Source organism: Salegentibacter sp. T436 (assembly GCF_001932675.1).
Classification (GTDB): Bacteria; Bacteroidota; Bacteroidia; order Flavobacteriales; family Flavobacteriaceae; genus Salegentibacter; species Salegentibacter agarivorans.
In genome coordinates this window covers 3,853,937-3,876,896 of record NZ_CP012872.1, presented here as the reverse complement: position 1 = coordinate 3,876,896, position 22,960 = coordinate 3,853,937, and the positions used below count along the sequence as shown (strand labels likewise).

General features: G+C 34.6%; 17 protein-coding genes. 15 read left to right on the top strand and 2 right to left on the bottom strand.

Annotation, left to right across the window (positions count from 1 at the left end; genetic code table 11):
- The first annotated feature begins 859 nt into the window (after positions 1-859).
- The 12 genes from AO058_RS17330 to AO058_RS17265 all read left to right on the top strand — a co-directional run bounded on the left by AO058_RS17330 (position 860) and on the right by AO058_RS17265 (position 18,521).
- Positions 860-1,186, top strand: coding sequence for a YegP family protein (locus AO058_RS17330; RefSeq protein WP_075327678.1), 327 nt, complete (start codon positions 860-862; stop codon positions 1,184-1,186).
- 1,315 nt (positions 1,187-2,501) lie between these two features.
- Positions 2,502-3,077 carry an RNA polymerase sigma-70 factor gene (locus tag AO058_RS17320; protein ID WP_177195719.1) on the top strand — a complete coding sequence of 192 codons (576 nt, stop codon included), beginning with the start codon at positions 2,502-2,504 and terminating at the stop codon, positions 3,075-3,077.
- 82 nt (positions 3,078-3,159) lie between these two features.
- Complete coding sequence (locus AO058_RS17315) at positions 3,160-4,128, top strand: FecR family protein (RefSeq protein ID WP_075327676.1); 969 nt, start codon at positions 3,160-3,162, stop codon at positions 4,126-4,128.
- 90 nt (positions 4,129-4,218) lie between these two features.
- Positions 4,219-7,605 (top strand): SusC/RagA family TonB-linked outer membrane protein, encoded by a 3,387-nt coding sequence (locus tag AO058_RS17310; RefSeq protein ID WP_075327675.1) that lies wholly within the window; start codon positions 4,219-4,221, stop codon positions 7,603-7,605.
- 11 nt (positions 7,606-7,616) lie between these two features.
- On the top strand, positions 7,617-9,032 hold the full coding sequence (locus tag AO058_RS17305) for a RagB/SusD family nutrient uptake outer membrane protein (RefSeq protein ID WP_075327674.1): 1,416 nt from the start codon (positions 7,617-7,619) through the stop codon (positions 9,030-9,032).
- 100 nt (positions 9,033-9,132) lie between these two features.
- On the top strand, positions 9,133-10,488 hold the full coding sequence (locus AO058_RS17300; protein WP_075327673.1) for a serine hydrolase domain-containing protein: 1,356 nt from the start codon (positions 9,133-9,135) through the stop codon (positions 10,486-10,488).
- Between the two features lie 33 nt (positions 10,489-10,521).
- The gene (locus AO058_RS17295) at positions 10,522-12,090 is read left to right on the top strand and encodes an N-acyl-D-amino-acid deacylase family protein (RefSeq protein ID WP_198036119.1); all 1,569 of its coding nucleotides are present in this window, start codon (positions 10,522-10,524) and stop codon (positions 12,088-12,090) included.
- A 4-nt stretch (positions 12,091-12,094) separates the two neighbouring features.
- The gene (locus tag AO058_RS17290) at positions 12,095-13,573 is read left to right on the top strand and encodes a glutamate racemase (protein WP_075327671.1); all 1,479 of its coding nucleotides are present in this window, start codon (positions 12,095-12,097) and stop codon (positions 13,571-13,573) included.
- Positions 13,574-14,318: 745 nt separating this feature from the next.
- Positions 14,319-15,356, top strand: a complete 1,038-nt coding sequence (locus AO058_RS17280) for a serine hydrolase domain-containing protein (RefSeq protein ID WP_075327669.1) — start codon at positions 14,319-14,321, stop codon at positions 15,354-15,356.
- Between the two features lie 137 nt (positions 15,357-15,493).
- Complete coding sequence (locus AO058_RS17275; RefSeq protein ID WP_075327668.1) at positions 15,494-15,862, top strand: helix-turn-helix domain-containing protein; 369 nt, start codon at positions 15,494-15,496, stop codon at positions 15,860-15,862.
- A 118-nt stretch (positions 15,863-15,980) separates the two neighbouring features.
- The gene (locus AO058_RS17270; protein ID WP_075327667.1) at positions 15,981-18,020 is read left to right on the top strand and encodes a hypothetical protein; all 2,040 of its coding nucleotides are present in this window, start codon (positions 15,981-15,983) and stop codon (positions 18,018-18,020) included.
- Between the two features lie 159 nt (positions 18,021-18,179).
- Positions 18,180-18,521: a hypothetical protein gene (locus AO058_RS17265; protein WP_075327666.1), complete on the top strand. Its 342-nt coding sequence runs from the start codon at positions 18,180-18,182 to the stop codon at positions 18,519-18,521.
- A 187-nt stretch (positions 18,522-18,708) separates the two neighbouring features.
- Here the strand turns inward: AO058_RS17265 and AO058_RS18820 are convergent, their stop codons facing one another.
- Positions 18,709-19,326 carry a site-specific integrase gene (locus AO058_RS18820; protein WP_335740072.1) on the bottom strand — a complete coding sequence of 206 codons (618 nt, stop codon included), beginning with the start codon at positions 19,324-19,326 and terminating at the stop codon, positions 18,709-18,711.
- Positions 19,292-19,834, bottom strand: coding sequence for a phage integrase SAM-like domain-containing protein (locus AO058_RS18815; protein ID WP_250637706.1), 543 nt, complete (start codon positions 19,832-19,834; stop codon positions 19,292-19,294). The genes AO058_RS18820 and AO058_RS18815 overlap by 35 nt, the downstream gene beginning before the upstream one ends.
- A gap of 434 nt (positions 19,835-20,268) precedes the next feature.
- Between AO058_RS18815 and AO058_RS17255 the strand changes: the two genes are divergently transcribed.
- The 3 genes from AO058_RS17255 (at position 20,269) to AO058_RS17245 (ending at position 22,915) form a co-directional block, all read left to right on the top strand.
- The gene (locus AO058_RS17255) at positions 20,269-21,534 is read left to right on the top strand and encodes a site-specific integrase (protein WP_075327665.1); all 1,266 of its coding nucleotides are present in this window, start codon (positions 20,269-20,271) and stop codon (positions 21,532-21,534) included.
- Between the two features lie 6 nt (positions 21,535-21,540).
- On the top strand, positions 21,541-22,524 hold the full coding sequence (locus tag AO058_RS17250) for a hypothetical protein (protein WP_075327664.1): 984 nt from the start codon (positions 21,541-21,543) through the stop codon (positions 22,522-22,524).
- Between the two features lie 106 nt (positions 22,525-22,630).
- Positions 22,631-22,915, top strand: a complete 285-nt coding sequence (locus AO058_RS17245; protein ID WP_075327663.1) for a helix-turn-helix domain-containing protein — start codon at positions 22,631-22,633, stop codon at positions 22,913-22,915.
- Positions 22,916-22,960 lie beyond the last annotated feature (45 nt).

Here is a 22,960-nt window from a genome sequence, read left to right as displayed (position 1 = left end):
GTTCAGATTCGTGCGAATAAAGGTATTAAAACAGTTAATGTTCTTTTTAAATTGTTAAGAAATTTATGACTGAATATATAAAATTAGTAGTTAAGCAAGGTAAGACTTTCTAAGACCTGAAACCAAAATTAAGAGATTGGGTGAACCAGAAGACTTTGCGGGAGCGGTGTTGTATTTTACAGCTCCTATTTCAAACTGGACCAGCGGTCAGGTCTTATTTGTTAATGGAGGTAGTGATAAAACTTTAGACTAAAATTCAGGGTAGAATAAAAAAGTAGCCTTTAACTACTTCTATAATCTTCTAAGTTTCGTAATTAAAACTATGAAAAAGACGAAGATAAGAAGTAGGAATAAAATAGTAATCTGATTATCTAGCCAAATCGAATAATAGAAATTCTTGTGCAAGTATAAAGATGAGGCCAGAGCAAAGAGTATGCATAGCCCCAGAATTTTATATATTTTTAATTGCATAATAACTCTTAAGGAAATCGTATTGTGCTAAATCCAAATTCTATACCTGTATTTAAGATACTTACTAAGAATGAATATATATTACTGATATGTAATGTTTTATGTGATTGTGTGATGATTTCAAATCATTTTGAAGTGGGGTGAATTGTGCCGGGTGGAGAGAAATTAGCCAGACATTGGAAATGCAAAGAATTTTTCTAATTACCTATATAGAGTAGATTGAACTGGTTTAAATTTGACCGTGTTCTTTTGATGTATTTGTAATTACTAATTCTATCAGTATTAGTTGCTATGTGAAATTTTGGCTAATAGAGAAGGCATTGTTAAAGCTTTTTATTTGACACAATTTTCATATCTTTAAAAAGAACATTAAAAACCAATTATTACTATGGGTAAATTTGAGATTAAAAAAGATAAAGCAGGAGAATTCCGTTTTAACCTAAAGGCCAGAAATGGTCAAGTGATATTAAGCAGTGAAGGCTACAAAGCAAAGCCTTCTTGTATGAATGGGATAGAGTCTGTTCGGAAAAATTCTCAATCTGATGAACTTTTTGAACGTAAAGAAACGGCTGCTGGTCATAGATTCAATCTGAAGTCAACCAACGGTCAGGTTATCGGCACAAGCGAAGTTTACACTACCCTAAATGCTATGGAAAATGGAATTACTTCAGTGAAAAAGAATGCACCCGATGCAGGAATAGAGGATAATTCTTAAGTTTTAGATTTTGGATTAATTATAGGTAGTGCTGCTTAAATTATCTTGGTAGAATATTTTTTTGATTTCAAATAAAAGGTTGGATGAGAGCTTCTAGAATGTTATGCTAATGCATTTCAATTTTTGAAGCAAGGTGTTACAGCCGTTAATCACTGTTATTATGATTTTTACCGCCTAAGCCAATAATTTTTGTTTTTTATAAAATTGAGGTCAATTTATCCAAAATTAGTTCGAAATTAAGCATACTTATAAGATACCTTGAATTTTTAAATCCACGAAACTCTTTCCAATATTAATATATGTAAATTAAGTTTGAATCCGGCCGGTCTTAAGAAGAAATTCTGGAGTATATAAAAGTAGTATCCTTTAGCAGAAGAAACATCTCAGCGGATATTTTTCCCGATTTGAATTCGAACTTCCGTTCACTTATAATTTAAGAGAAAAATTCATAGTAATGGTACTAGGATTAGTAGATAAATTTATACCAATTTTTTTGATCTAAAACATTTGCTTTTTAAGTAGAAAAAAGAGGTAAAATAAAGAGAACCTAGAGAAATATAATTGTTTTTTGATTCTTTCATTTACCTCTTCAAGCGCCGTCACATAACCTTTTTCGATGCATTTATTTTAATATCCTAGCTTGATAATACCTATTTAAAAAGTAGGCAAAGCCGAATCAGCTTTATGTTGCTGTCCAGGAAAGGATGTTGTTATTTGAATCTTAAAAAGGAAAGGGGCGAAAGGATGATTTCGAATATGGATCAGGAAACACCACCACTTTGTTGGGAAAAAAACTATGATCTGAATTCCAATCTGGCTTATTTCATCGAAAAATTTTGATCTGTAATGGAGCGATCCGATTTTTTATCTGTTTAGTGTAATGGAAGTCGCAATTTCTTCGATGGTGTCCAAGAACTTTATAGAGAAGCGCTTTTCCCGGAATGGAGCCTTTGCAAATTTACAGGGGTGTAAAAAAAACAGAGGTTGGATTAAGATAGTTCAATTCCCTCTATTAGGAAAGGCAAGGCTGCATAGAGATGTGGAGCCTTTTTATTTTAGGAGGGTAAATACCTCGAGGCTCGCCTCTTTAATAAATGCTATAAAGTTTGAAAACGTGTTCTAATAAAATGCATTGTGGGCTTGCCCCGATGAAATTTATTGTAGTCGCTTTTTCGTTTTATTTCTGCATATTGCAAATATTTTCAGAAGTTTACACTTAATCAAAACTCTAAAATCTTCTACTAAAATCATATTCTTGGTTAAATAATTTTATATTTACGAAATACTAAGGTGTTTTGTTTAAAATATTCCACTATTGGCTCACGGTATAGTAAATAACTCTTTTTTTATCAATCGTCTTAAAAAGGGCGAGAATACTGCCTATGAGACTTTGTTCCGTCTCTATTTCGACAGGCTGTTCTATTTTGCTAAAAGTTACCTGGAAGATGAGGATGAAGCAAAAGAGATTACCCAAAATGTATTTTTCAAATTCTGGAAAAAAAGGGCCTCACTAAATATAGATTCCAATCTGAATGCTTACTTATTCAGAATGACAAAAAATGAATGTTTGGATTATTTTAAGCATCAGAAGGTAAAAGCCAATTACCATGATGTAATTCAAAGAGAAAGAGCTTCCCTTAATCAAACATCCTTACAGGATCACCCAGATCTTCTTCTCATCGAATCAGAATTAGAAGAAAAAGTGAATCAAATTCTGAATGAACTTCCTCCTCGTTGTAAGCAGATCTTTATTAAAAGTCGTTTTGAAGGCTTAAAATATAAGGAGATTTCCAGCGAAATGAATATTTCCATCAAAACTGTAGAACATCAAATCGCTAAAGCTTTGCGCTTATTTCGAAGAGAACTGCAAGAGTATATGGGGCTTTTCTAATAATCTATCAAAAAAAATACTAAAAAAACAAAAACTGAATAGGGGTAACCTTGTTCTGTATCGTCATATCTATATAAGAATTATGAGAAAAGAAGATTTAATACAATTTATAAAAGGTTCAGGAGACAGAAGTTTTCAGGAATCAGTAATAGATTGGGTGAAGGCCTCACCTGAGAACCGTAGGTATTATAATAGAGTAAAAGCTGAGTATGTAAGTAAGTTTCAGATTGATCAAAACGTGGATATAGATAAAGAATTTGATCGATTCCTTTTAAGAAAAAAGCAAGGAATCAATCGGAGCTTAATCCTTAAGATTGCATCGGTAATCTTTATCGCTCTTTTAGCCGGTGGTGGTTGGTATTTAACGGACAGAGAATTATCATCTAGACCCCTGGCTGTGTATGAAGCTAAACCCAGTATTATGGAGGAATACATTCTGCCCGATGGAAGTAAGGTTTTATTAAATTCAGGTAGCATTATAGAAATAGCCTCAGACTTTAACGACTCAGATCGTAACGTTTATCTGGAAGGGGAAGCCTTTTTTGAAATTGAACGGGACACGGCCAGACCTTTTATTGTAAATACTGAGAGCAATTTACAGGTTAAAGTATTAGGAACCAGCTTTAATATTAAGTCGTATAAATCGGATCAAACTATTGAAACTACCTTAGTAAGTGGAAAAGTAGAACTACTTCAAAACACTAAAAACCTGCCTGGTATAGCTCTTTCTCCAGATCAGAAAGCCATCTTTAATAAGGCAGAGGATAAAATAAATATAGAGCAAGTTTCCACTGCTGAAATCATATCTTGGAAGGAAGGGATTCTCATATTTGATAATGAGCCTATACAAAATGTACTTACTAGTCTGGAACGCTGGTACGATGTGAAAATTGAAATTAAAGATAGTGTGATTAACACTTATACATTTTCGGGTAAAGTACAGCGTAAAACAAATATAGAGGAAGTCCTTGAGTTAATTGAGGCTTCTTCTCCTATAAAATACCAGTTAGATAAAAAACAAAAGATATTTATATTAAGTGAAAACAATTAAAAAGGTAAGGGAAGTGCGGCAACACTCCCCTTACTGTTTAGCATTGTTTCTTTTTGAATGAACCAGAATAATAACTAAACCTTCAAAACTATGAAAAAAAAGTTGAATGGCCCTCTGCCTATTCGTGACACCGATGATTTTTCTAAAAAGTTAATCAGAATTATGAAGATCTATTCCTTAATATTATGTCTCACGATTGTAAAAATATCAGCTTCTAGCTTAACGGTATACGGTCAAAACATTGAATTAAATTATCAGGATACAGAATTGAGAGCTATCCTGTATGATCTTGAAGAACAAACCGATTATAATTTTTTCTATAACAATAAGTTAGTAAATGAGAAAGTGAAAATTAATATCAGTTTTTCCAGTGAGAATGTTCAGGAAGTAATGTCCCAAATTTTAAAATCAACGAATATTAATTTTAGGATAATTAATAATAATATCGTCCTATATAAAGATGATTTTTCAGAGGCTTCAGAATATATAACAGACCATCCCTCAGATCGGTCATTAACCTCGCAGAGTATTTTAGATCCTGATGATTTTCAGCAGGTAGTGGAAGGAAAGGTTCTGGATGACAATGGGCTTCCTTTGCCGGGCGTAAATGTAATAATTCAAAATACCAATACAGGAACGCAAACTGATTTTGATGGCGTTTTTAGCATCGAAGCCGAGGAAGGGGATGTGTTGGAATTTAGTTATGTGGGAATGGAATCACTCACCTACCGAATCACTGATCTGGACTCCCCGATAGAAGTAGTAATGTTGCAAGATGCTGATCAGTTAAGTGAGGTATTAGTAGTTGCATATGGAAAGCAAAGTCGGGCATCATTTACAGGAGCTGCAGTTGATGTAGATGTTAGTAAAATTGACGAATCTCCATTGGCTTCATTTCAAGAAAGCCTTCAAGGTAATGTAGCCGGTTTGCAAATGTCAACCGAGAGCGGTCAACCAGGTGCGGCTCCAAATATTAGGATTAGGGGAATTGGCTCTATTAACGCAAGTTCTGATCCCTTATATGTTATAGATGGGATTCCTGTGATTTCAGGTAATATCTCTCAAATTGCTACCAGTTCCAATACTATTGCTGGAATTAACCCCAAAGATATTGAAAACATAACGGTCTTAAAAGATGCGTCTGCCACCTCCATCTATGGATCAAGAGGTGCAAACGGGGTTATTCTTATTACTACAAAGCAGGGAAAGGAAGGAAAAACAACCTTTGATGTTAGTGCTCAGCGCGGAGTTAGTCAAATGCTCCTACCGGATCGTAATAAACCGCTCAATACCGATCAGCATCTTGAATTACTCATTGAAAGTAGGGTAAATGCTGGTGATACGCCACAAGAGGCAGAAGATTATATATATAGTAATGTTGATCGAACAATTGATACAGACTGGGTAGATGTAATTACCCGAACCGGAAATTATGAGCAGTATAATATTAGCGCGAATGGCGGTTCAGATAAAACACAATTTTTCGCATCCTTAGGCCTTTATGAGCAGGAAGGAGTGATTATAGGAATTGGCTATAATAAACTGAATGCTAGATTAAATGTAAATCATCAGGCAACCGATAAGCTTAAAATTGATTTTGGGGTTGCTGCAAATAATCAGAAATTAAATACCAATAGCGATGCTGGAAGTGCTCATAATCCAGTAAGGGCATTGGCTAGGGTGGTGCCTTGGGAACCGGTCTATAATGAGGATGGAAGTTATAATACTGATATTCTCCTTACTTATAATCCAGTGGGACTCGTAGAAGAAAATATCCGTGAAACCAAAATTTATGGAATCCTGGGTAATCTTAGTTTAACTTATGATTTTACAGAAAACTTTAGTTTTCAAACAAAAGGAAATGTTGATTTCAATTTAGCGGATGAATTTCGTTTTGATAATCCTGTTTTTGGAGAGGGTAGAAATGACGGTGGTAGGGGGCGAGCCTATAACAATAAAATAATTAATTATAATATCACTAACCTATTAAAGTACAACTGGAGAATTAACGATGATAATAATCTGGATTTTACTTTAGGACAAGAGGCTCAGAAAATTGAAAGAAGTTCTGTTTATGCCTACGTTAGTAATTATGGAGCACCTGGCTTGACAACTTTAGACAATGCGTCTGTTTTTCTCAATGCTACAAATAGTAGAACAGCATCTTCGATTTCCTCTTATTTTATTAATGCCAGTTATGCATTTGGAAATAAATATTATTTGAATGCTACCGGCCGTAGAGATGGTTCTTCGCGTTTTGGTTCTGATGTTAGGTATGCTAATTTTTGGTCTGTGGGAGGGGCCTGGAATATTGCTGCCGAAGATTTCTTGGAGAATGCAGAAGTTGTAAAAGAATTAAAATTGCGCTCCAGTTATGGAGTCAATGGTAACCAGGAAATTGGGGATTTTGCCTCGAGGGGTTTATATTCCACAGGAGCCGATTATAATGGTCAACCAGGATATGTATATAGTCAACAATCAAATCCTGGTTTAACCTGGGAAAAGAATAAACCCTTCAATGTGGGAGTGGACTTTAATTTTAATCATCGTATAAAAGGAACTATTGAATATTATAATAGGACAACCACAGATCTTTTATTTCGAGTTCCTATATCTGCTACAAACGGGATAACAAATTTTTTAGCAAACATTGGTGAAATGAAAAACTCGGGTTGGGAGTTTGCACTTAATACTGTAAATATTGATAATCCTGATGGGTTTACGTGGACTAGTAATTTCAATTTTACTTCTAACGAAAATGAAATCACAAAATTGCAGGATGACGAAGCAATAGTTGATGGATATTACAAAAGAGAAGTAGGAGAAGACTTTTATACTTTCTTTATGCCGGGCTTTGCAGGAGCAGATCCTGAAAATGGGGATGCTTTATGGTATACCGATGGCAGTGAAACTAATACTACCAATCAGTATAGCGAAGCGGAACCTTATAAACAAGGTAGCGCATTGCCTGATTTTTATTCTGGATTAACGAATACGTTAACTTATAAGAACTTAAGCTTTTCTTTCATGCTTTACCTAAACTATGGAAATAAAGTTTATGATTATTGGGGTAGGTATACAAACAGTGACGGGAGTGCAAGGCTTAATGACAGAGGCAATATGACACAAAACATCTATGAGAACAGATGGCAAAACCCTGGTGATATCACTGATGTACCTAAAGTGGTTTGGGGTAATTCTCAATCAGGACTTTCAAGCCAACACTCCACAAGATTTCTGTATGATGGTACTTATTTAAGATTACGGGATGTCACCCTATCTTATAATCTGCCTGAAAATTTTATAGAACGTATAAGAGTAAATAATCTGCGGTTATATCTGAAAGGGAATAATCTTTTGACCTGGGTGAAAGACGATAAAATAGAAATGGATCCAGAAGTTGGAATTACAGGTCAATCTGATCTCAGAATTCCTATTTCAAGACAGCTTTTAGTTGGATTAGATCTTTCATTTTAAAAATAAGCACAATGAAAAAAATTATAAAATTTATATTAGTTAGTTTCTGGACTTTTTTATCTATCTCTTGTAGCGAGGATTTCCTTGAAATAGATCCGGAACAAAATGTAGCTGCAGAAAATGCAGTAATAGACATTAATACGCTTCAAACTGCGGTAAATGGGGTATATAGTAATTTACAAAGCAATGGGTATTATGGAAGGAATGTATATGTTATGCCTGAACTTATGGCTGATAATCTTTACCTAAGTTTGAGAAATACGGGGAGATATCTTGATTTCAATAATTTCGTTGTAAGTGAAGAGGATTCTTATGTAGAAAGTGCCTGGAATTCAATATATGAAGTGGCGGTAAATGCTACACGGGTAATTGAGGGAGGCGAAAATTTACTGGAGCAATTTCCCGGTCAGGAAGCTCAAATAAAACAATTACTTGGAGAAGCTTACGCTTTAAGAAGTTTGGCTCATTTTGACCTCGTACGTTTATTTGCACAACCTTATAATTTTACTGCAGATGCTAGCCACCCTGGTATACCCCTAATCACCGAAATTAATGAAAATGAAGTTTCCCCATCTAGAAATTCGGTAAATGAAGTTTATCAACATATAAACTCAGATCTCAGTACAGCGGTTTCATTAATGACAGAAGCCAATCAGGACGGCAGGTTTTCCGTGAATGCGGCATACGCCTTAGCGGCAAGAGTGGCCTTATATGAAGAAGAAAACGAGCAGGCCATAACTTATAGTACAAATGTTATTGAAAGTAGTGTTTTTTCACTTATTCCAAATGAAAGGTATATGGATCTATGGTCGGTGGATTTCAATGAAGAAACCCTTATGGAAGTTATCAATACTATAGCAGATAATGCTGGGACCAATGGTTTGGGACACTTTTTTGACGTGACTGGATATGCAGATGCCTTGGTAACAGAGGATCTTGTTGCTACTTATGATGAAAGTGATGTTCGCTTGCTTGCCATTTTAGAAGGTTCTAAACCGGGAGCAGAAGAGGAAGCTTATTTCGTGAATAAGTTCCCTAATGGGACTTTGCATGATGATAATATTAAAATTTTAAGACTAGCAGAGCAGTATTTAATAAGAGCTGAAGCTTATGCGAAGACCGGACAAAACGAGCTTGCTCAACAAGATTTACAGGAAGTGATAAACAGAGCAAATCCTGGTGCTGAGGAGGTCTCAGAAGTCGGGAATGAATTAGTTGATAGAATCCTATTAGAAAGAAGAAAGGAACTGGCCTTTGAAGGTCATAGACTATTTGATTTAAACAGGAATAAAAAAGGAGTGAGTATAGATCAGGGGGAAGGACAGGTAATTGAAGCTTCATATCCCAATGAGAAATTCATATTACCAATTCCATTAAGCGAATTAAATGCCAATCCACAGATAGGGCCACAAAATCCCGGTTTCTAATGAATTAGCCATAATTCAATAGGTATTTTAATCTAAATCGCGGGAGGGCATCATGTTTTTCCGCATTTAGATTTTTAATTATTAATCAAGGATTTCAATAATGACTAGAAACCTATTATCTTTCATCCTTCTTTTAGGCTTGTTAGGGAATCTCTCGTGTGGAACCAAACCAGAGTCCGTTTCACAGAATTCAAATGAAATTACTACTGACAAGACGTTGGATGGATTTTTTCGGGAACTTGAGGAAAAAGACATGTTTAGTGGTGCTGTGGCTGTAAAGAAGAATGGCAAAATTCTGTTGAAAAAAGGATACGGTAAAGCAAATTTCCAGTTTGATAAGGATTTTAAAGCTAATACTCCTATGGAGGTAGCCTCCGTTTCCAAACAATTTACAGCAGCAGCTATAGTTTTATTAGAACAACAGAGTAAATTAAATATTGAAGATAATGTTCAGACTTATTTAGATGATTTTCCCTACTCTGAAATTACCATAAAACATCTTTTAACTCATACTTCAGGCCTGGTAAATTATGCCAGCCATTTTAGAAAAAATTGGGACACTACTAAGGTTGCATACAATAAAGACATAATTTCCTATTTTAAAACTGAAAAGCCAGATCTGGAAAGCGTTCCAGGGGAGAAATATAGCTATTCCAATTCGGGATATGTTGTATTGGCAGAAATAATTGCGAGAGTTAGTGGAGAACAACTAGATGAATTTCTACATAAAAACATCTTTCAACCTGCAGATATGAGATCGAGTGCCTTTTATGAACGAGACACGATCTGGAAAATGAAAAATTATGCTCCCGCGTATATGCTGGACCTTAAAACCTGTGCATATACCAAGCCGGAGAATCTTCCGGGGAAATATTACTATACCTTTTTAAGCGGCAGATTAGGCCCGGGCAGATTATCTTCAAGTATAAATGATCTTGTTAAATGGGATAGTATATTAAATACCAATGCAATATTCAGCGAAAAAAGTAAGCAGAAAATCTTCCAGGTTTATAAGCCAGAAAAAGACAGCTCCGATTACGGATTTGGATGGCATATTTATAATGATGATAGTCTGGGGAAGGTAGTTTATCACACCGGGAGTTGGGCAGGAAACCTCACTTCTATTAAAAGATATATCGATGATAAGAGTTTGATCGTTGTATTAAATAACAGGTATAATACCGCTTACCTAAAAGATATCCGGAAGCAGGTTGAAGGTTATTTAAAGGGTCAAACTCTGGAGGTGCCTAAACAGAAAATAGAACATCTTTTACAAAAAGAAATCTGTAATTTAAATAAAGAAAACCTGTATTCCTGGTATGAAAGTATTGCAGACGAAGCCGAGATCTCTCTTGAGGCTTTAGCAGATCTGGAAAAGGAATACCTGGAAATAGATGAGCCCCGAAAGGCAAATCTGGCAAAGGACCTAAGTTCTTTTATTACAAACTCAAACTAACATATAGAACTGAGCAATATGAAATTCAAATTAATGATTCCACTCAGCTTCCTGCTCCTCCTTGGACAGTATATTAATGCGCAGGATTATGACCTTATTATAAGGAATGCCACTATTTATAATGGATTAGGAGATGAACCAAGGGTACAGGATATCGCAATAAACCAGGATGAAATTGTAAAGTTGGGAGACCTCAAAGATAAAACAGCGAGTAAAAATATTGAGGCAAAATATAAGGCTGTGGCTCCAGGTTTTATTGATACCCATGCTCATATAGAAAACATTAGAGAGCTACCTACTGCAGAAAGTGCCATGCGCCAGGGAGTAAGTCTTCTCATTGGCGGGGCAGACGGAGGCGGCCCCGATGATTTCCCCGGCTATCTTGACAAAGTAAGCGAGCTGAAGTTAGGGGTTAATGTGGGTTACCAGGTAGGTCATAATTCGGTTCGCGAGAGGGTTTTGGGCACAGAGAACCGTAACCCAAGCGAAGAAGAATTATTGCTAATGCAGGAACTGGTAGCTCAAGCCATGAATCACGGCGCCTTTGGTCTAAGTACCGGGCTAACCTATGTGCCAGGGACATATTCTGAAACCGAAGAGGTAATTGCCCTGGCCAAAGTTGCAGCAAAACATGGAGGTTTTTATTCCTCCCATATTCGCGATGAAAGCCTAGGCTTGATCGAAGCTGTCTCAGAAACTATTGAAATAGCTGAAAAGGCCAATATCACGGTAGTACTCAGTCACCATAAAGCCCTGGGGGCCGGGATGTGGGGCGCAAGTGAAAAAACGCTGAAAATGGTGGATTCTGCCAATGCAGCCGGTTTAGATGTGAGATTAGATCAATATCCATATACAGCCAGTTCTACAGGAATATCGGCTTTAATCCCTTCCTGGGCACGCGCAGGGGGAAGTGAAAAATTTAAGGAACGACTTCAGGATAAGAAATTAAGAGACAGTATAGAGAAAGGAATTCTTTATAATATAATCCACGTGAGGGTTGGAGACGAATTAGAACGTCTACAATTCAGAAAGTTCGGCTGGAAACCGGAATTGCAGGGAAAAACCATGGTAGATTGGCTGGAAATGGAAAAGCTCGAGCCTACTCCCGCCAATGCTGTAAACCTAATCATTGAGGCCCAAAAAAACGGTGGAGCGCAAATGATCTATCATGTTATGCACGAAGATGATGTAAACCGGATCATGAAACACTCTACAACCATGATAGCTTCAGACGGGAAATTATCCGAACCGGGCGTAAATCATCCACATCCCCGTTCTTACGGGACCTTTCCCAGGGTTCTCGGTGTATATGCAAGAGAGAAAAAAGTGCTAGGTCTTTCCGAAGCTATAAAAAAAATGACTTCGATGCCGGCTGATCTCCTTGGACTCAATGACCGGGGCAGAATAATGGAAGGCTGTATAGCTGATCTGGTAATCTTTGATCCTAAAAAAATTAAAGATATGGCCACTTTTGAAGAACCTCATCAATATCCCCAGGGAATTGAAACCGTCATCATAAACGGACAGATAAGCCTGGAAGATAATAAACTCACAGGAGCTGCTGCCGGAAAACTTATCACCCCACAAACCACAAAACCTTAGAATCATGAGATCATACAAATCATTATTCATAATATTTCTATTCCTGCCCAGCCTCCTTTGGGCCCAAGAAGCCATCACAAAGAGCATCTTAAATGATAAGGATAGCTTTTATTACATCAATACCAAGGATTATCCTGAAGGGGAAAAAAGCCTTCCAATAGGCGTATTTGATTCCGGAATTGGTGGGTTAACGGTGCTTGATGCCATTGTTAATTTTGATGGCTTCAACAATGAATCTCTTGCTGCAGGTGCCGATGGTGAAATCGACTTTAAAAAAGAAGAATTCATTTACCTGGCCGATCAGGCCAATATGCCTTATGGAAATTATTCTGCAGAAAATAAAGATGCGCTATTACTAGAGCATATTCTTAAAGATGTACAGTTCATCCTTGGAAACAAATATTATACCTCACCGGAATCCCAAACATTCAGCACCGACAAATCTCCTATTAAGGCGCTAGTTATTGCCTGCAATACGGCTACGGCCTATGGAAAAGAGAATATTGAAGCTTTTATGAAATTGGCGGAGTTAGATATAAAAGTAATTGGAGTTATTGATGCCGGGGTAAGAGGATCTCTGGAAAAACTGGAGCACGATGAAGACGCTACCATAGCTGTAATGGCCACGGCTGGAACAGTTTCCTCCAAGGGCTATGTAAACACCCTTTACGAACAAAAAGACAAACTGGGCTACACCGGAAATATTGAAGTCTTTCAGCAAGGAGGAGTTGGAATCGCAGAGGCAGTAGATGAAGATTCCGATTATTTCGATAAAGAACTAACCGAGCCACGTGAAAGCTATAAAGGGCCCGATCTTAAGGGGAATTTAAAAATAGATAAGGCTCTTATGGATATTTATAATTTTGACTATGACGATTTCAAGATGCTTTGTGATACCCAGGCCAGCGATGATTGTAATATTCTGCAAATTAACGATGCTGAAAATTATGTGCGCTATCACCTTGTTTCTTTAATGGAAAAGATTAGAAAGGCAAATGTTCAACAACCTTTAAAATCTATTATTCTGGGCTGTACTCATTATCCTTATTTAACAAGGGAAATCGATCGTGTACTAAACGAATTATATAACTACCGTGAAGATGATGGGAGTCTCCGTTACCGTCGGTTTATGACTAAAGATATCGATCTTATTGATCCTGCAGTAAATACTGCCCTAGAATTATTTCAGCATTTGAAGGAGGAAAAGCTTTTCAATGAAAACGGTAATATAAACAACAGTGAATTTTACATTAGTGTCCCCAACCAGGATAATCCAAATATTATAACTAATGAAAAAGGAGATTTTCCTTATGAGTATAAATACGGCCGGTCTGAAGGAGAAATTCAGGAGTATGTAAAAGTCGTACCCTTTAGCAGAAGAAGCATTTCGGCGGATATTTTTTCACGATTGGAATTCCAGCTTCCGTTCACGTATAATTTAATAGAAAAATTTATTGATAATGGTACCAAAATTGGCAGATAGTTTCATATTGTCAATTTACTTATTATATCCAGAGCATTTTATTTTTTATTTTAAACTCAAACTCGATCTAACTCTTAGGTTTTGGGATTGACACTATATTTTACTTGTAGATTTACTCCCTATAGCGTCGTTACATTAACTTTTTTGATGCATTTATTTTATAACATCCTGGCCTGGTAAAGCGTATAAAAAGAGTGGGCGAAGCCGCAGCGGCTTTATGCCGCTGTCCGGGAAAGGATGTTGTTATTTACATCTTAAAAAGGGGAGGGGCGTAAGGATAATGTTTGCATATGGATCAGGAAACACCACCACTTTATTGAGAAAGAAAGAGTATGATCTGAATTCGAATCTGGCGTACTTCATCGAAAAATTGTAATGGAGCGTTCCGATTTTTCATCGGGTTAGCGTAATGGAAGTCGCAATTTCTTCGATGGGGTCCAAGACTTGTGTAGAGAAGCGCTTTTCACGAAATGAAGCTTTTGCGAAATGGAGGGTAATTGGCAGAACGGGTATTAAATTACTCGCGACAGTTTACCTAAATTTCTTTTTATTTGAATTCCCTATTTTTAGAAAAACTGTAGGATATGACGATAATACAATTCAAAGGGCAGCCTTAGAAAGAAAATAACTAAATTAGTTTGCCTGAGAAGTAACATTGTTAATCGCAAAAAACCGCCTACCTAATCCCATAACTTGTCTACAATCATATGCCTTGTGGCTAATTTTTAACAGGTGCTGAAATACTATGAAAATGAAAACAAGGACTTTGATAATTAGAGTAATATTGTTCGCTGCAACAATCGTTTTCCTGTACTTTGTGCCCTGGCCTATATTACAAGCCTGGATAGTTCCATTACCGGATTCAATTCAAAAACAGGTAAATAAAGCAGAGGATTACGGATTTGATGGGATAATTGTATGTGTAAACAAGAAAGGGAATCAATCAGAATTTTATACTTCGGGCTATAAAAACAGAGAAAATAAAACCCCCGCAGACCCGAATTCATTATTTAAAATTGCTAGCGTAAGTAAGTTGTATAATGCCTTAGCTGTGGCAAAGCTGGTTAATGATGGAAAATTATCATTGGAGAAAACACTCGAAGATTATTTACCAGAATTGAAAGGTAGAATAGAATATGCCGATAAAATTACTTTACGGATGTTAGTACAGCATAGAAGTGGTATTCCAAACTTTACAGACACTTATATGTATTGGGTTGCTCCTAAGGAAACCACTGACGAACAACTTGCTTTGGTTTTGGATAAACCTGCCAATTTTAAACCCAATGAAGATTATGAATATTCCAATACCAATTACTTATTACTAGGAAGAATTATGAACCGGGTGCTTGGATATGATAAATTCGAATACATTCAAAAAGAAATTTTAGATCCTTTGAACCTAAAAAATACTTTTAGTTCTATCCAGGAGGTAAACATAGATGATGTAATGAGCGGTTACTATGTGGGATATGATAAGGATTTAAAAACGGATAATGTAGGTTCCATGTTGGCGACGGCAGAAGATTTGAGCAAATTTATTCGAGCCTTAAATGATGGTTCCGTATTTAGAAATGAAAAAGAACAAGAGATATATTCTTCCATTTATGGATATGAGCACACTGGTTTAATACCAGGCTATCAAACTATTGCCAAGTATCATAAAGATATAGATGTGGTAGTAATTCAATTTACAAACACGGTGAATTTTGATGGTTATAATTGGAATATGTCAGAAATAATGTTCAATCGTATTGTGAAAATAGTTAAGGAAAAAGAATAAGCGACAATTTAAAAAAAATAAAAATGTAAGTTTTCTAAAAGATTATTGAGTATTTTTCAATGGGCGTTTATACGATTTGTGGGAACTCACGCCGAGTATGAAAAAGTAAATGCGGCCACGATTTAAAACAAAAGACTATGAAAATAAAACCTATAAAGACAGAAAAAGATTACAAACAAGCTTTAGAGAGAGTAGAAGTAATTTTTGATGCTGACTCAAATTCAAAAGAAGGAGACGAAGCGGAAATCCTATCACTTTTAGTCGAGAATTACGAAAATCAACATTATCCAATAGAAGCTCCAGATCCAATAGAAGCAATTAAAATAAGAATGGAAGAAATGAATCTCAAACAAAAAGATTTAGTTGGAATTATTGGAGGAAAAAGCAGGGTTTCGGAGATCTTAAACAAAAAGAAAAGATTGACAATAGATGTGATTCGAGAATTAGAACGGATTTTAAATATTTCTGCTTCAGTACTTGTGAATAATTATAAGCTGTCGAAGTAAAAAACAAAGGGTACCATCGGTTAATAAACAATTGGTAATTGAAAAGATAAATAATTCAAAACCTGAATATCTACTGTTGTCAACCCTGACCAATGCCATAAATACACAAAACATACGAATGAGGAATTTATTTTTACTACTTCTATTATTAATTTCAAGTCAAGAGAGTTTTTCTCAAAATGAAATTATAGCTGAAGAAGACATTCCAGTATTGGATATTATTATAGATTCGTTGGAAACCGAGTATCAGAACAGTCCCAGATCCAATATAGAATCACTGCCTCAAGGAACCGGGGATTATTTTGAAATAAAAACGAATAAACCTGAAGAATTTATTCTTGCTTTGACCAATGAAGTAGAATTAGACTCTTTGTTGAAAAATTTCCCAAATCTTCAAATTGATCGAGATCTACTGGTTTTAAAAAACAGGGTAGAATATTCCAATGGCGAACAAAAACTACAAATTAAATCTTTTCAAATAAAAAATAACAGTGAGCATCGCATTACAATTGATTATACAGATTCATTGTCTAGGGAAAATATTAAGTTTTATTATACTTCCTACACAAATAAGAAATTAAATTCAACAAATATTAGAGGTTTTAAGATTAAGAAGCATTTTTCAAAAGTCATCTTACCCGAAAAATATGCTGACTGGGTTTCATATACAGACTTTCTTGTTTTACCCAATCAAAATTTATTTTTCAATATTGATAGTAACCACAACTCACTATATAATCGGCAGGAAAATATTATCGATTCCTTAGTTAATTATTATGCAGTAAAAACACATAAACCAAAGCGCTCTAAAAATCAGGAATTTATTTCTTTCCAAAAAAGCTTAAATGATTGGGAGAAAAAAAGATCATTTTTTGCTGATAGCTTGTTTAATGAAGATTCAAAATTTAAGGAATTACTTAATTTATCTTTAGAATATGCCGAAAACGAAGAAAAATCTAACGGTGAATTGGAATTTTTCACTGCGGAGTTAATTTCTAAAAAAAAAACATTGAAATTAATGCGTTTCAACCAGCACGTTGGTTCGTGTAGTTTTGATAATGGTCCAATTATTCAACAAAAAAGGATGGCTAGTTTGGCAGCCCAAATACCAAATTGGGGTGTCTTTATAAAATCATTTTTGAATGTGATGAACGATCAGGTTTCAAGGGTAGCTAATAGTAATATTGCTTCTAACGCGAGAAAAACGTATATAGAAGAATTGAGTAAGCTAAATCTTAATATTCCAAAATTATTACTGGGGTCAAATTTGAGAATCGATAATGAGAACCAGCAACATTACTTTTCGGATGGATCAAAAATAGGTAAAGCTTTTTCCGCATTGGATGAAAAAAATCAGGCGTTTTTTGAACAAACTATTTCAGATTTAATTCAGGATGAGCATGTTGATGCTTTCAATAAATTACATTTTTATAATACTTTAAAACATTATCAATATTTCATAAAAGATACTATTAAAAAGAATGAAATAGAACAAAGAATTACAAAACTAGAAGAGCATATGCCGCCAGTTCTACAATCAAGATTTAAGAACCCAAATAAAGAACTTAAAGACCTTCTACGTGAAGAAATAAATGAACTTGAAAAATTTGAAATTTTAGATACCTCTATCGGTAATATATATTCTTATAGTTATGGCGGAGATTGTTGGATGGCGGAAATTCGAGATAAAGAGAAAAATAGCAAAATAATATATGATCTTACAATGCCAATTGAGGACAGTATTACTCCTCTAGAAAACTTTCTACTTAGAAAAGATTCTTTAACCAATAGAATTAAAGAACATGATTTTATAAATAAACTCTTAAGTACAAATTCAGAGAATCAGTTATATCTTAAATTTACTGGAGATAGGTCATTTTCGAATTTTAGGAATAGAGTTCTAAAAGAAATGCCTAAAAAACTTGAGAAATTAAATTACAATAATGCAATATCCTTCTATATCTCTTATCCCAATAGAAAATATGTTCGATACATTCTACTAGAAAATAGTAATGTAATTATGCTAAGTATACCGAAAGATTTTAAAATCCCAGGATATGATTTTGAAGAATTACTCACAGAAACTGAAGAGAATTTCTTTTCTAAATCCTATAAAAGTTTCAAGATATTTGATGAAAATGGGGAAATGCTGAATTAATAAAGATAAGAAAGTGTCTTATTGCCAGCAAAGAAGAGGTGATTACACTCTAGATGTGATTTTTAGGTAAAATGATTTATTGTAAGCTTCTCTTAAAAGCGAACTTTTTAAAAGTAAAAAATATTATTTTTAAGTAATTACCCTGTAAATTGAATTCTAATGTTAGAACTGGGGAAAGTTTATTTACCAACGTGGCTTTCTTATGACCCGGAAACAAATATGATTTCCCTGGATTTACCTGAAGTTCATACTCCAGATTATTTTAAGAACGTTTTTTATTCTCTACAATTAGTTTTTAGTGGGACTCGTGTTACAGTTATGTACTATGGTGAAGATGACACTTACCTCTCACAGGTTCTTTACTTTGAAAATTGGGATATTGCCGGGGGAGATTTAGAATCAGAAAGTTTCGGTAAAATTCAGGAAAGAGCCTTGAGGGCCCTGGGTAATTATATTCCAGACCTTAATAGGGAGGTATACGATCTTTTTAACGAAGAGTAGACTCAATTAAATAGTGAAAGTTTTTCACTTAAAATTATAAAAAACAACCTACTATTTTTTCTTCTTAGAGTTGTTTTTATCTGAATCTTTAGCTGCTTTTTCTTCTAGCTTCTTCCTTAACTCTTTCATATCCTCACTAATTTTTCTATCCACAATTTTTGCGTAATGTTGGGTCGTTCTCAGATCCTTATGGCCTAGCATTTTGCTTACAGACTCTATAGGCACTCCATTGGAGAGCGTTACAGTAGTCGCATGTATGACGAGCCAGGTGCGTGGTAAGTGTCTTTTTTATTCCACAAAGCACAGCAATCTCTTTTAAAAAAGCATTGTAGTTTTGATTACGTGGAACCGGAAGAATCAAGTCCTTGCCCTTTACTCTTGGATAATCTTTATAGCGTTCAATAATCTCTTCAGCTATTGGGAGTAAGGGGACGCTGGTTATAGATTTAGTTTTCTTTCTTTTTGTTCTTATCCATCTTCCACCATCAATACCTTTAATAATATCCTTTTCAGAGAGTTTTTCCAAATCACCAAAAGCTAAACCGGTATGACAACTGAAAACGAACATATCCCTGGCAATTTTTAAACGGTCAAAATGAAATTCCTTCTCTATCAGGGCTTTCACTTCATCTTCATTTAGGAATTCCCGATCTACGCTTTCATATTGAACCTTATAATTATAAAAAGGATCCCTGTCCATCCATTGATTGGCTAGTGCTATACGAACTATTTTTTTAAAATTGTTGACGTATTTCAAGGCCGAGTTGTGATTACACTTTCTTGTAGTTTTTAAAAAAATATTCAAATCTTGTAATAAACTGGTGGTCTATATCTTTCATTCGGAAATCCTCGGTTTTATAAACCTCCTTTAGAAACTGCTCAAGGTGGTTATAACAGGTCCAATAACGCTTAGCGGTGCTCTTAGAGATACTTTTTCCTGAAAGACGATCCATTTTTTCATTGTGCTCTTTAAACACCTCTAAGGTCATTTTAGATTTGTTTTTGCCAATTCCTTTAAGTTCTCTTATCAAGGTTGTTGCTGTAATTCTTTGATCCTTTTCTAAAAGTGTTTGTTGGATTCGTTTTAGTTTATTTTTTAAAACATCCATATAATTATTTAATTCCTGAGCCTCCTGGCTTCTTCCCATCATTTTTTCAGAATTTACATTCCATTTTCGAGGGTCAACCTTCCTTCCGATACTCATATCAGACCGCTTGGAATTGACTGTAACGCGTAGGTAAATATCACTTTCTGATGATTTATTACTACGGCTTTTTCTAGTGTAAAATGATACGTGATGATAAGTGTCCATAATTTTGAGTTTAAATTGAGTAATTAATGTACACTATTAAATGATAGGTTGGAAAACTTTAATATTTTGTAAACAATTGATATAAAGGCGTTTTTGACGCTCTCAGTGTACAATTTTCCCCGTAGTTATTGGTCACCGGATTGCACACATAATTTTTGATATTATTTGAGTTATTTTGATATTCTTAAAAACAAAAAACCCCGTAAATCCTAGGATTTCGGGGTTTTTGATACATTTTGGAATGTAATAAGTGGAGTCGGAGGCTATTGAATATACTATAATCCAGTTTATTTATCCTATGCAAATAAGTGGTTAAAACCTTTAATTACAGCTTGTTTTATAACATAATATAACTTACTTTTGAAAGTAAATATAAGTATAATTGTCACCTATTTTGTCACCTTTATTGTCACCTCTTTCAAAAGTATAATTATATGACTTCAACTTTTTATCTCAAGGAAGCTAAAACTACTGGCGAGTCCTTAATTTATTTCTCTTGTCACTTTAAAGAGGAAGGTAGGAAATTCGTTTATTCTACCGGTGAAAAAATTGCTCCTATTCATTGGGATCAAAAGAATAAAATGCCTGTAATGCGTGGGAAGAATAAAGCAATCAATCGAGGCTCTATAAAAACACAGTTAGGCAGATATGAAAGTTGTTTTAAAAATACTCGTTCCCGATGTATTGAAATGCAAGAGGATTTCACTTCCCAGGTTTTAAAAACAGCTTTCGATGAAGAGTTTAAAAAATCTCCTACAGGAAAGAATATTTTCTTCGATGCATTCGAGGTTTTTATGGATCAGAAGAAGAAAAACCAGGAGTGGAAAAAATCTACAGAAAAGAGATATAATAATATTCAGAATCTATTAAAATCTTTTCAATCAGAAACAGGGTATAAATTAAATTTTAATGCCATTAATAGTAAGTTTCATTCTGAATTTACCTATTACTGTATGGAAACTAAGGAGCACGTAAATAACACCTATTCCAGGAATTTAGGACTATTTAAAACATTTATGCATTGGGCATTAGAAAACGGCTATACTTATAATGAAGAATTTAAAAAAATAAAGAAAATTCCAAAGGTCGTAACTCAGCAAATAGCGCTGAAAAAATCAGATCTTCAGAAGTTAATGGATCACAATTTTAAACCAAAACAAAAATATTTAGAACGTGTCCGAGATGTTTTCGTTTTTTCCTGCGTTACAGGTTTAAGATTCGGTGAATTAAGCCTTGTATCAAAGAAAAATATCTACGATGGTAACTTACATCTAAAAGAAGAGAAAGGCGCGGAAAAGGAAGCTAGAACAATTCCATTGAATGATTTATCGGAATATATTCTAAAGAAATACAATTACAATTTGCCGCTCATTACAAACCAACGTCACAACGATTATATCAAAGATATTTTTGAGGAGGCTGGGTACACCTGGGAAGTCGAAAAAAACGTAACTAGAGGGAAAAGTGTTGATCGACAAACAATGCCTTTTTATAAACGAGTAAGTACACACACGGCCAGGAGGACATTTATTACAATGCTTAAGCGAGAAGGTAAAAGCGATAAGCTTATTTCTAAAATTACCGGCCATAAAGATCTAAAAACATTAAACCAATATTATCAGGTTGATGATGATGCTAAAAAAGATGCTGTTGCCAGTACTTTTAATATAGAATTTAATCCACTCCGAAAATTAAAATAGTCGCTGATGGAATTCAGAACATTTGCAGTTTCTCGTATTCATAAATATGATGGTGTAATAGAAGAATCACACATAAAAATCGTTTTAGCACATTATTTAAGGGGCTGGGCCGAAGGGTTGAATTTTAAGGATTATAAGAGTTATGCCTTTTCAAGTTTTCTAATTGCGAATGAGGATTCAATTTATTTGCTTACTAATCAAAAAACAGGTCATCTGCCAATTAAAAAAAGAGATTCAAGAATTCTTTTTGAAATCAATGAATTAAAAGGTCACTTAGAGATCTTCCATAGAATTTTTGAATGTGTAAATTTAAATTTTAATGACGTCCAAAAAAAATGTGAAATTCACGCTGTTCAAAATCCAGATCTAAAAATACTTTTGAAGAAGATAAGAAAGGGGGGAATGTCACTTCAAGAAAAGAGAGTGACCATTGGCAATCAATTGAATAAGTCAACTATTAAAGATCTAATATATATGTTGTCCGTTATATACTTGGATTTTTATAAAATATTAGAGGCATATAAATATGAAAAACCTGAGATCTTCGATATTTATATAATAAATGATTTCTCCAAGGATAAATCTAACCAGAGAAAGGTTATAGAACCTATTCAATCCTCTAATACTTCCTCCTATAAAAAAATTGATTTAAATCAGCACGATAAAGTTTTTGAGACCGTATGGCAAGCGGTTCTTTATCATAGTATCTTAGTGGATTGTAAAATTAAAAAGGATTGTTCTAAGAAGGATATACCAAAATTAGTACAGAATTTCTACTTGTCTAATGGGAAGAAAATATCAAAAAATACATTCTACCAAAAGAAAATAGATCTTCCAAATTCAATAAAGTGTTTAAATTCTGAGGCATTATTACCCAAAGGTTCTTACAATGTTAATGATTTTCGATTTGTGAAAAAGCTTTTAGCTAAGGAACATCCAGAGACATTAGAAAGATTCAAGAAAAAGTATTGGCATAATAGCTTATTATAAGGACTTAAATAAGTTAAGCGAAAAAGTAACCCCTTACTGTAACCCCTTACCTATCAAATACCTTTAATTCTTTTACAATTTAGCCTTGAATTTAAAACTCAAGGTAATGGAAAAAATAACTCAAGTACACGGAATCACCAGGGAAGACCTTTTTAATGCATTCCAACGATTGGAGGATAAAATTAATAATCTTCAAGCGGCCAATCGTAAACCAAAAAAACATTCTGTAAAGGAACTAGCTCAGAATTGCGGAGTGGCAGAGCTAACAGTTAGAAACTGGATTACTGATGGTAAAGTCAAGGCTGAAAGGATCGGCCGCAGAATTTTTATTTCTGAAGAAGAATTTCAGAAAGCTTTATCGGAAGTGAAATCAATTAAATACAAAAGGTAGAAATGTAGTGTTTTAAAACACTAGGTTTTTAAGCAATAGTAATTG

Excerpts from the sequence above, each read along its gene's own strand:
- AO058_RS17330 (WP_075327678.1), top strand. The coding sequence starts at position 860 with ATGGGTAAATTTGAGATTAAAAAAGATAAAGCAGGAGAATTCCGTTTT.
- AO058_RS17315 (WP_075327676.1), top strand. The coding sequence starts at position 3,160 with ATGAGAAAAGAAGATTTAATACAATTTATAAAAGGTTCAGGAGACAGA.
- AO058_RS17310 (WP_075327675.1), top strand. The coding sequence starts at position 4,219 with ATGAAAAAAAAGTTGAATGGCCCTCTGCCTATTCGTGACACCGATGAT.
- AO058_RS17305 (WP_075327674.1), top strand. The coding sequence starts at position 7,617 with ATGAAAAAAATTATAAAATTTATATTAGTTAGTTTCTGGACTTTTTTA.
- AO058_RS17300 (WP_075327673.1), top strand. The coding sequence starts at position 9,133 with ATGACTAGAAACCTATTATCTTTCATCCTTCTTTTAGGCTTGTTAGGG.
- AO058_RS17295 (WP_198036119.1), top strand. The coding sequence starts at position 10,522 with ATGATTCCACTCAGCTTCCTGCTCCTCCTTGGACAGTATATTAATGCG.
- AO058_RS17290 (WP_075327671.1), top strand. The coding sequence starts at position 12,095 with ATGAGATCATACAAATCATTATTCATAATATTTCTATTCCTGCCCAGC.
- AO058_RS17280 (WP_075327669.1), top strand. The coding sequence starts at position 14,319 with ATGAAAATGAAAACAAGGACTTTGATAATTAGAGTAATATTGTTCGCT.
- AO058_RS17275 (WP_075327668.1), top strand. The coding sequence starts at position 15,494 with ATGAAAATAAAACCTATAAAGACAGAAAAAGATTACAAACAAGCTTTA.
- AO058_RS17270 (WP_075327667.1), top strand. The coding sequence starts at position 15,981 with ATGAGGAATTTATTTTTACTACTTCTATTATTAATTTCAAGTCAAGAG.
- AO058_RS17265 (WP_075327666.1), top strand. The coding sequence starts at position 18,180 with ATGTTAGAACTGGGGAAAGTTTATTTACCAACGTGGCTTTCTTATGAC.
- AO058_RS18815 (WP_250637706.1), bottom strand. The coding sequence starts at position 19,834 with ATGGACACTTATCATCACGTATCATTTTACACTAGAAAAAGCCGTAGT.
- AO058_RS17255 (WP_075327665.1), top strand. The coding sequence starts at position 20,269 with ATGACTTCAACTTTTTATCTCAAGGAAGCTAAAACTACTGGCGAGTCC.
- AO058_RS17250 (WP_075327664.1), top strand. The coding sequence starts at position 21,541 with ATGGAATTCAGAACATTTGCAGTTTCTCGTATTCATAAATATGATGGT.
- AO058_RS17245 (WP_075327663.1), top strand. The coding sequence starts at position 22,631 with ATGGAAAAAATAACTCAAGTACACGGAATCACCAGGGAAGACCTTTTT.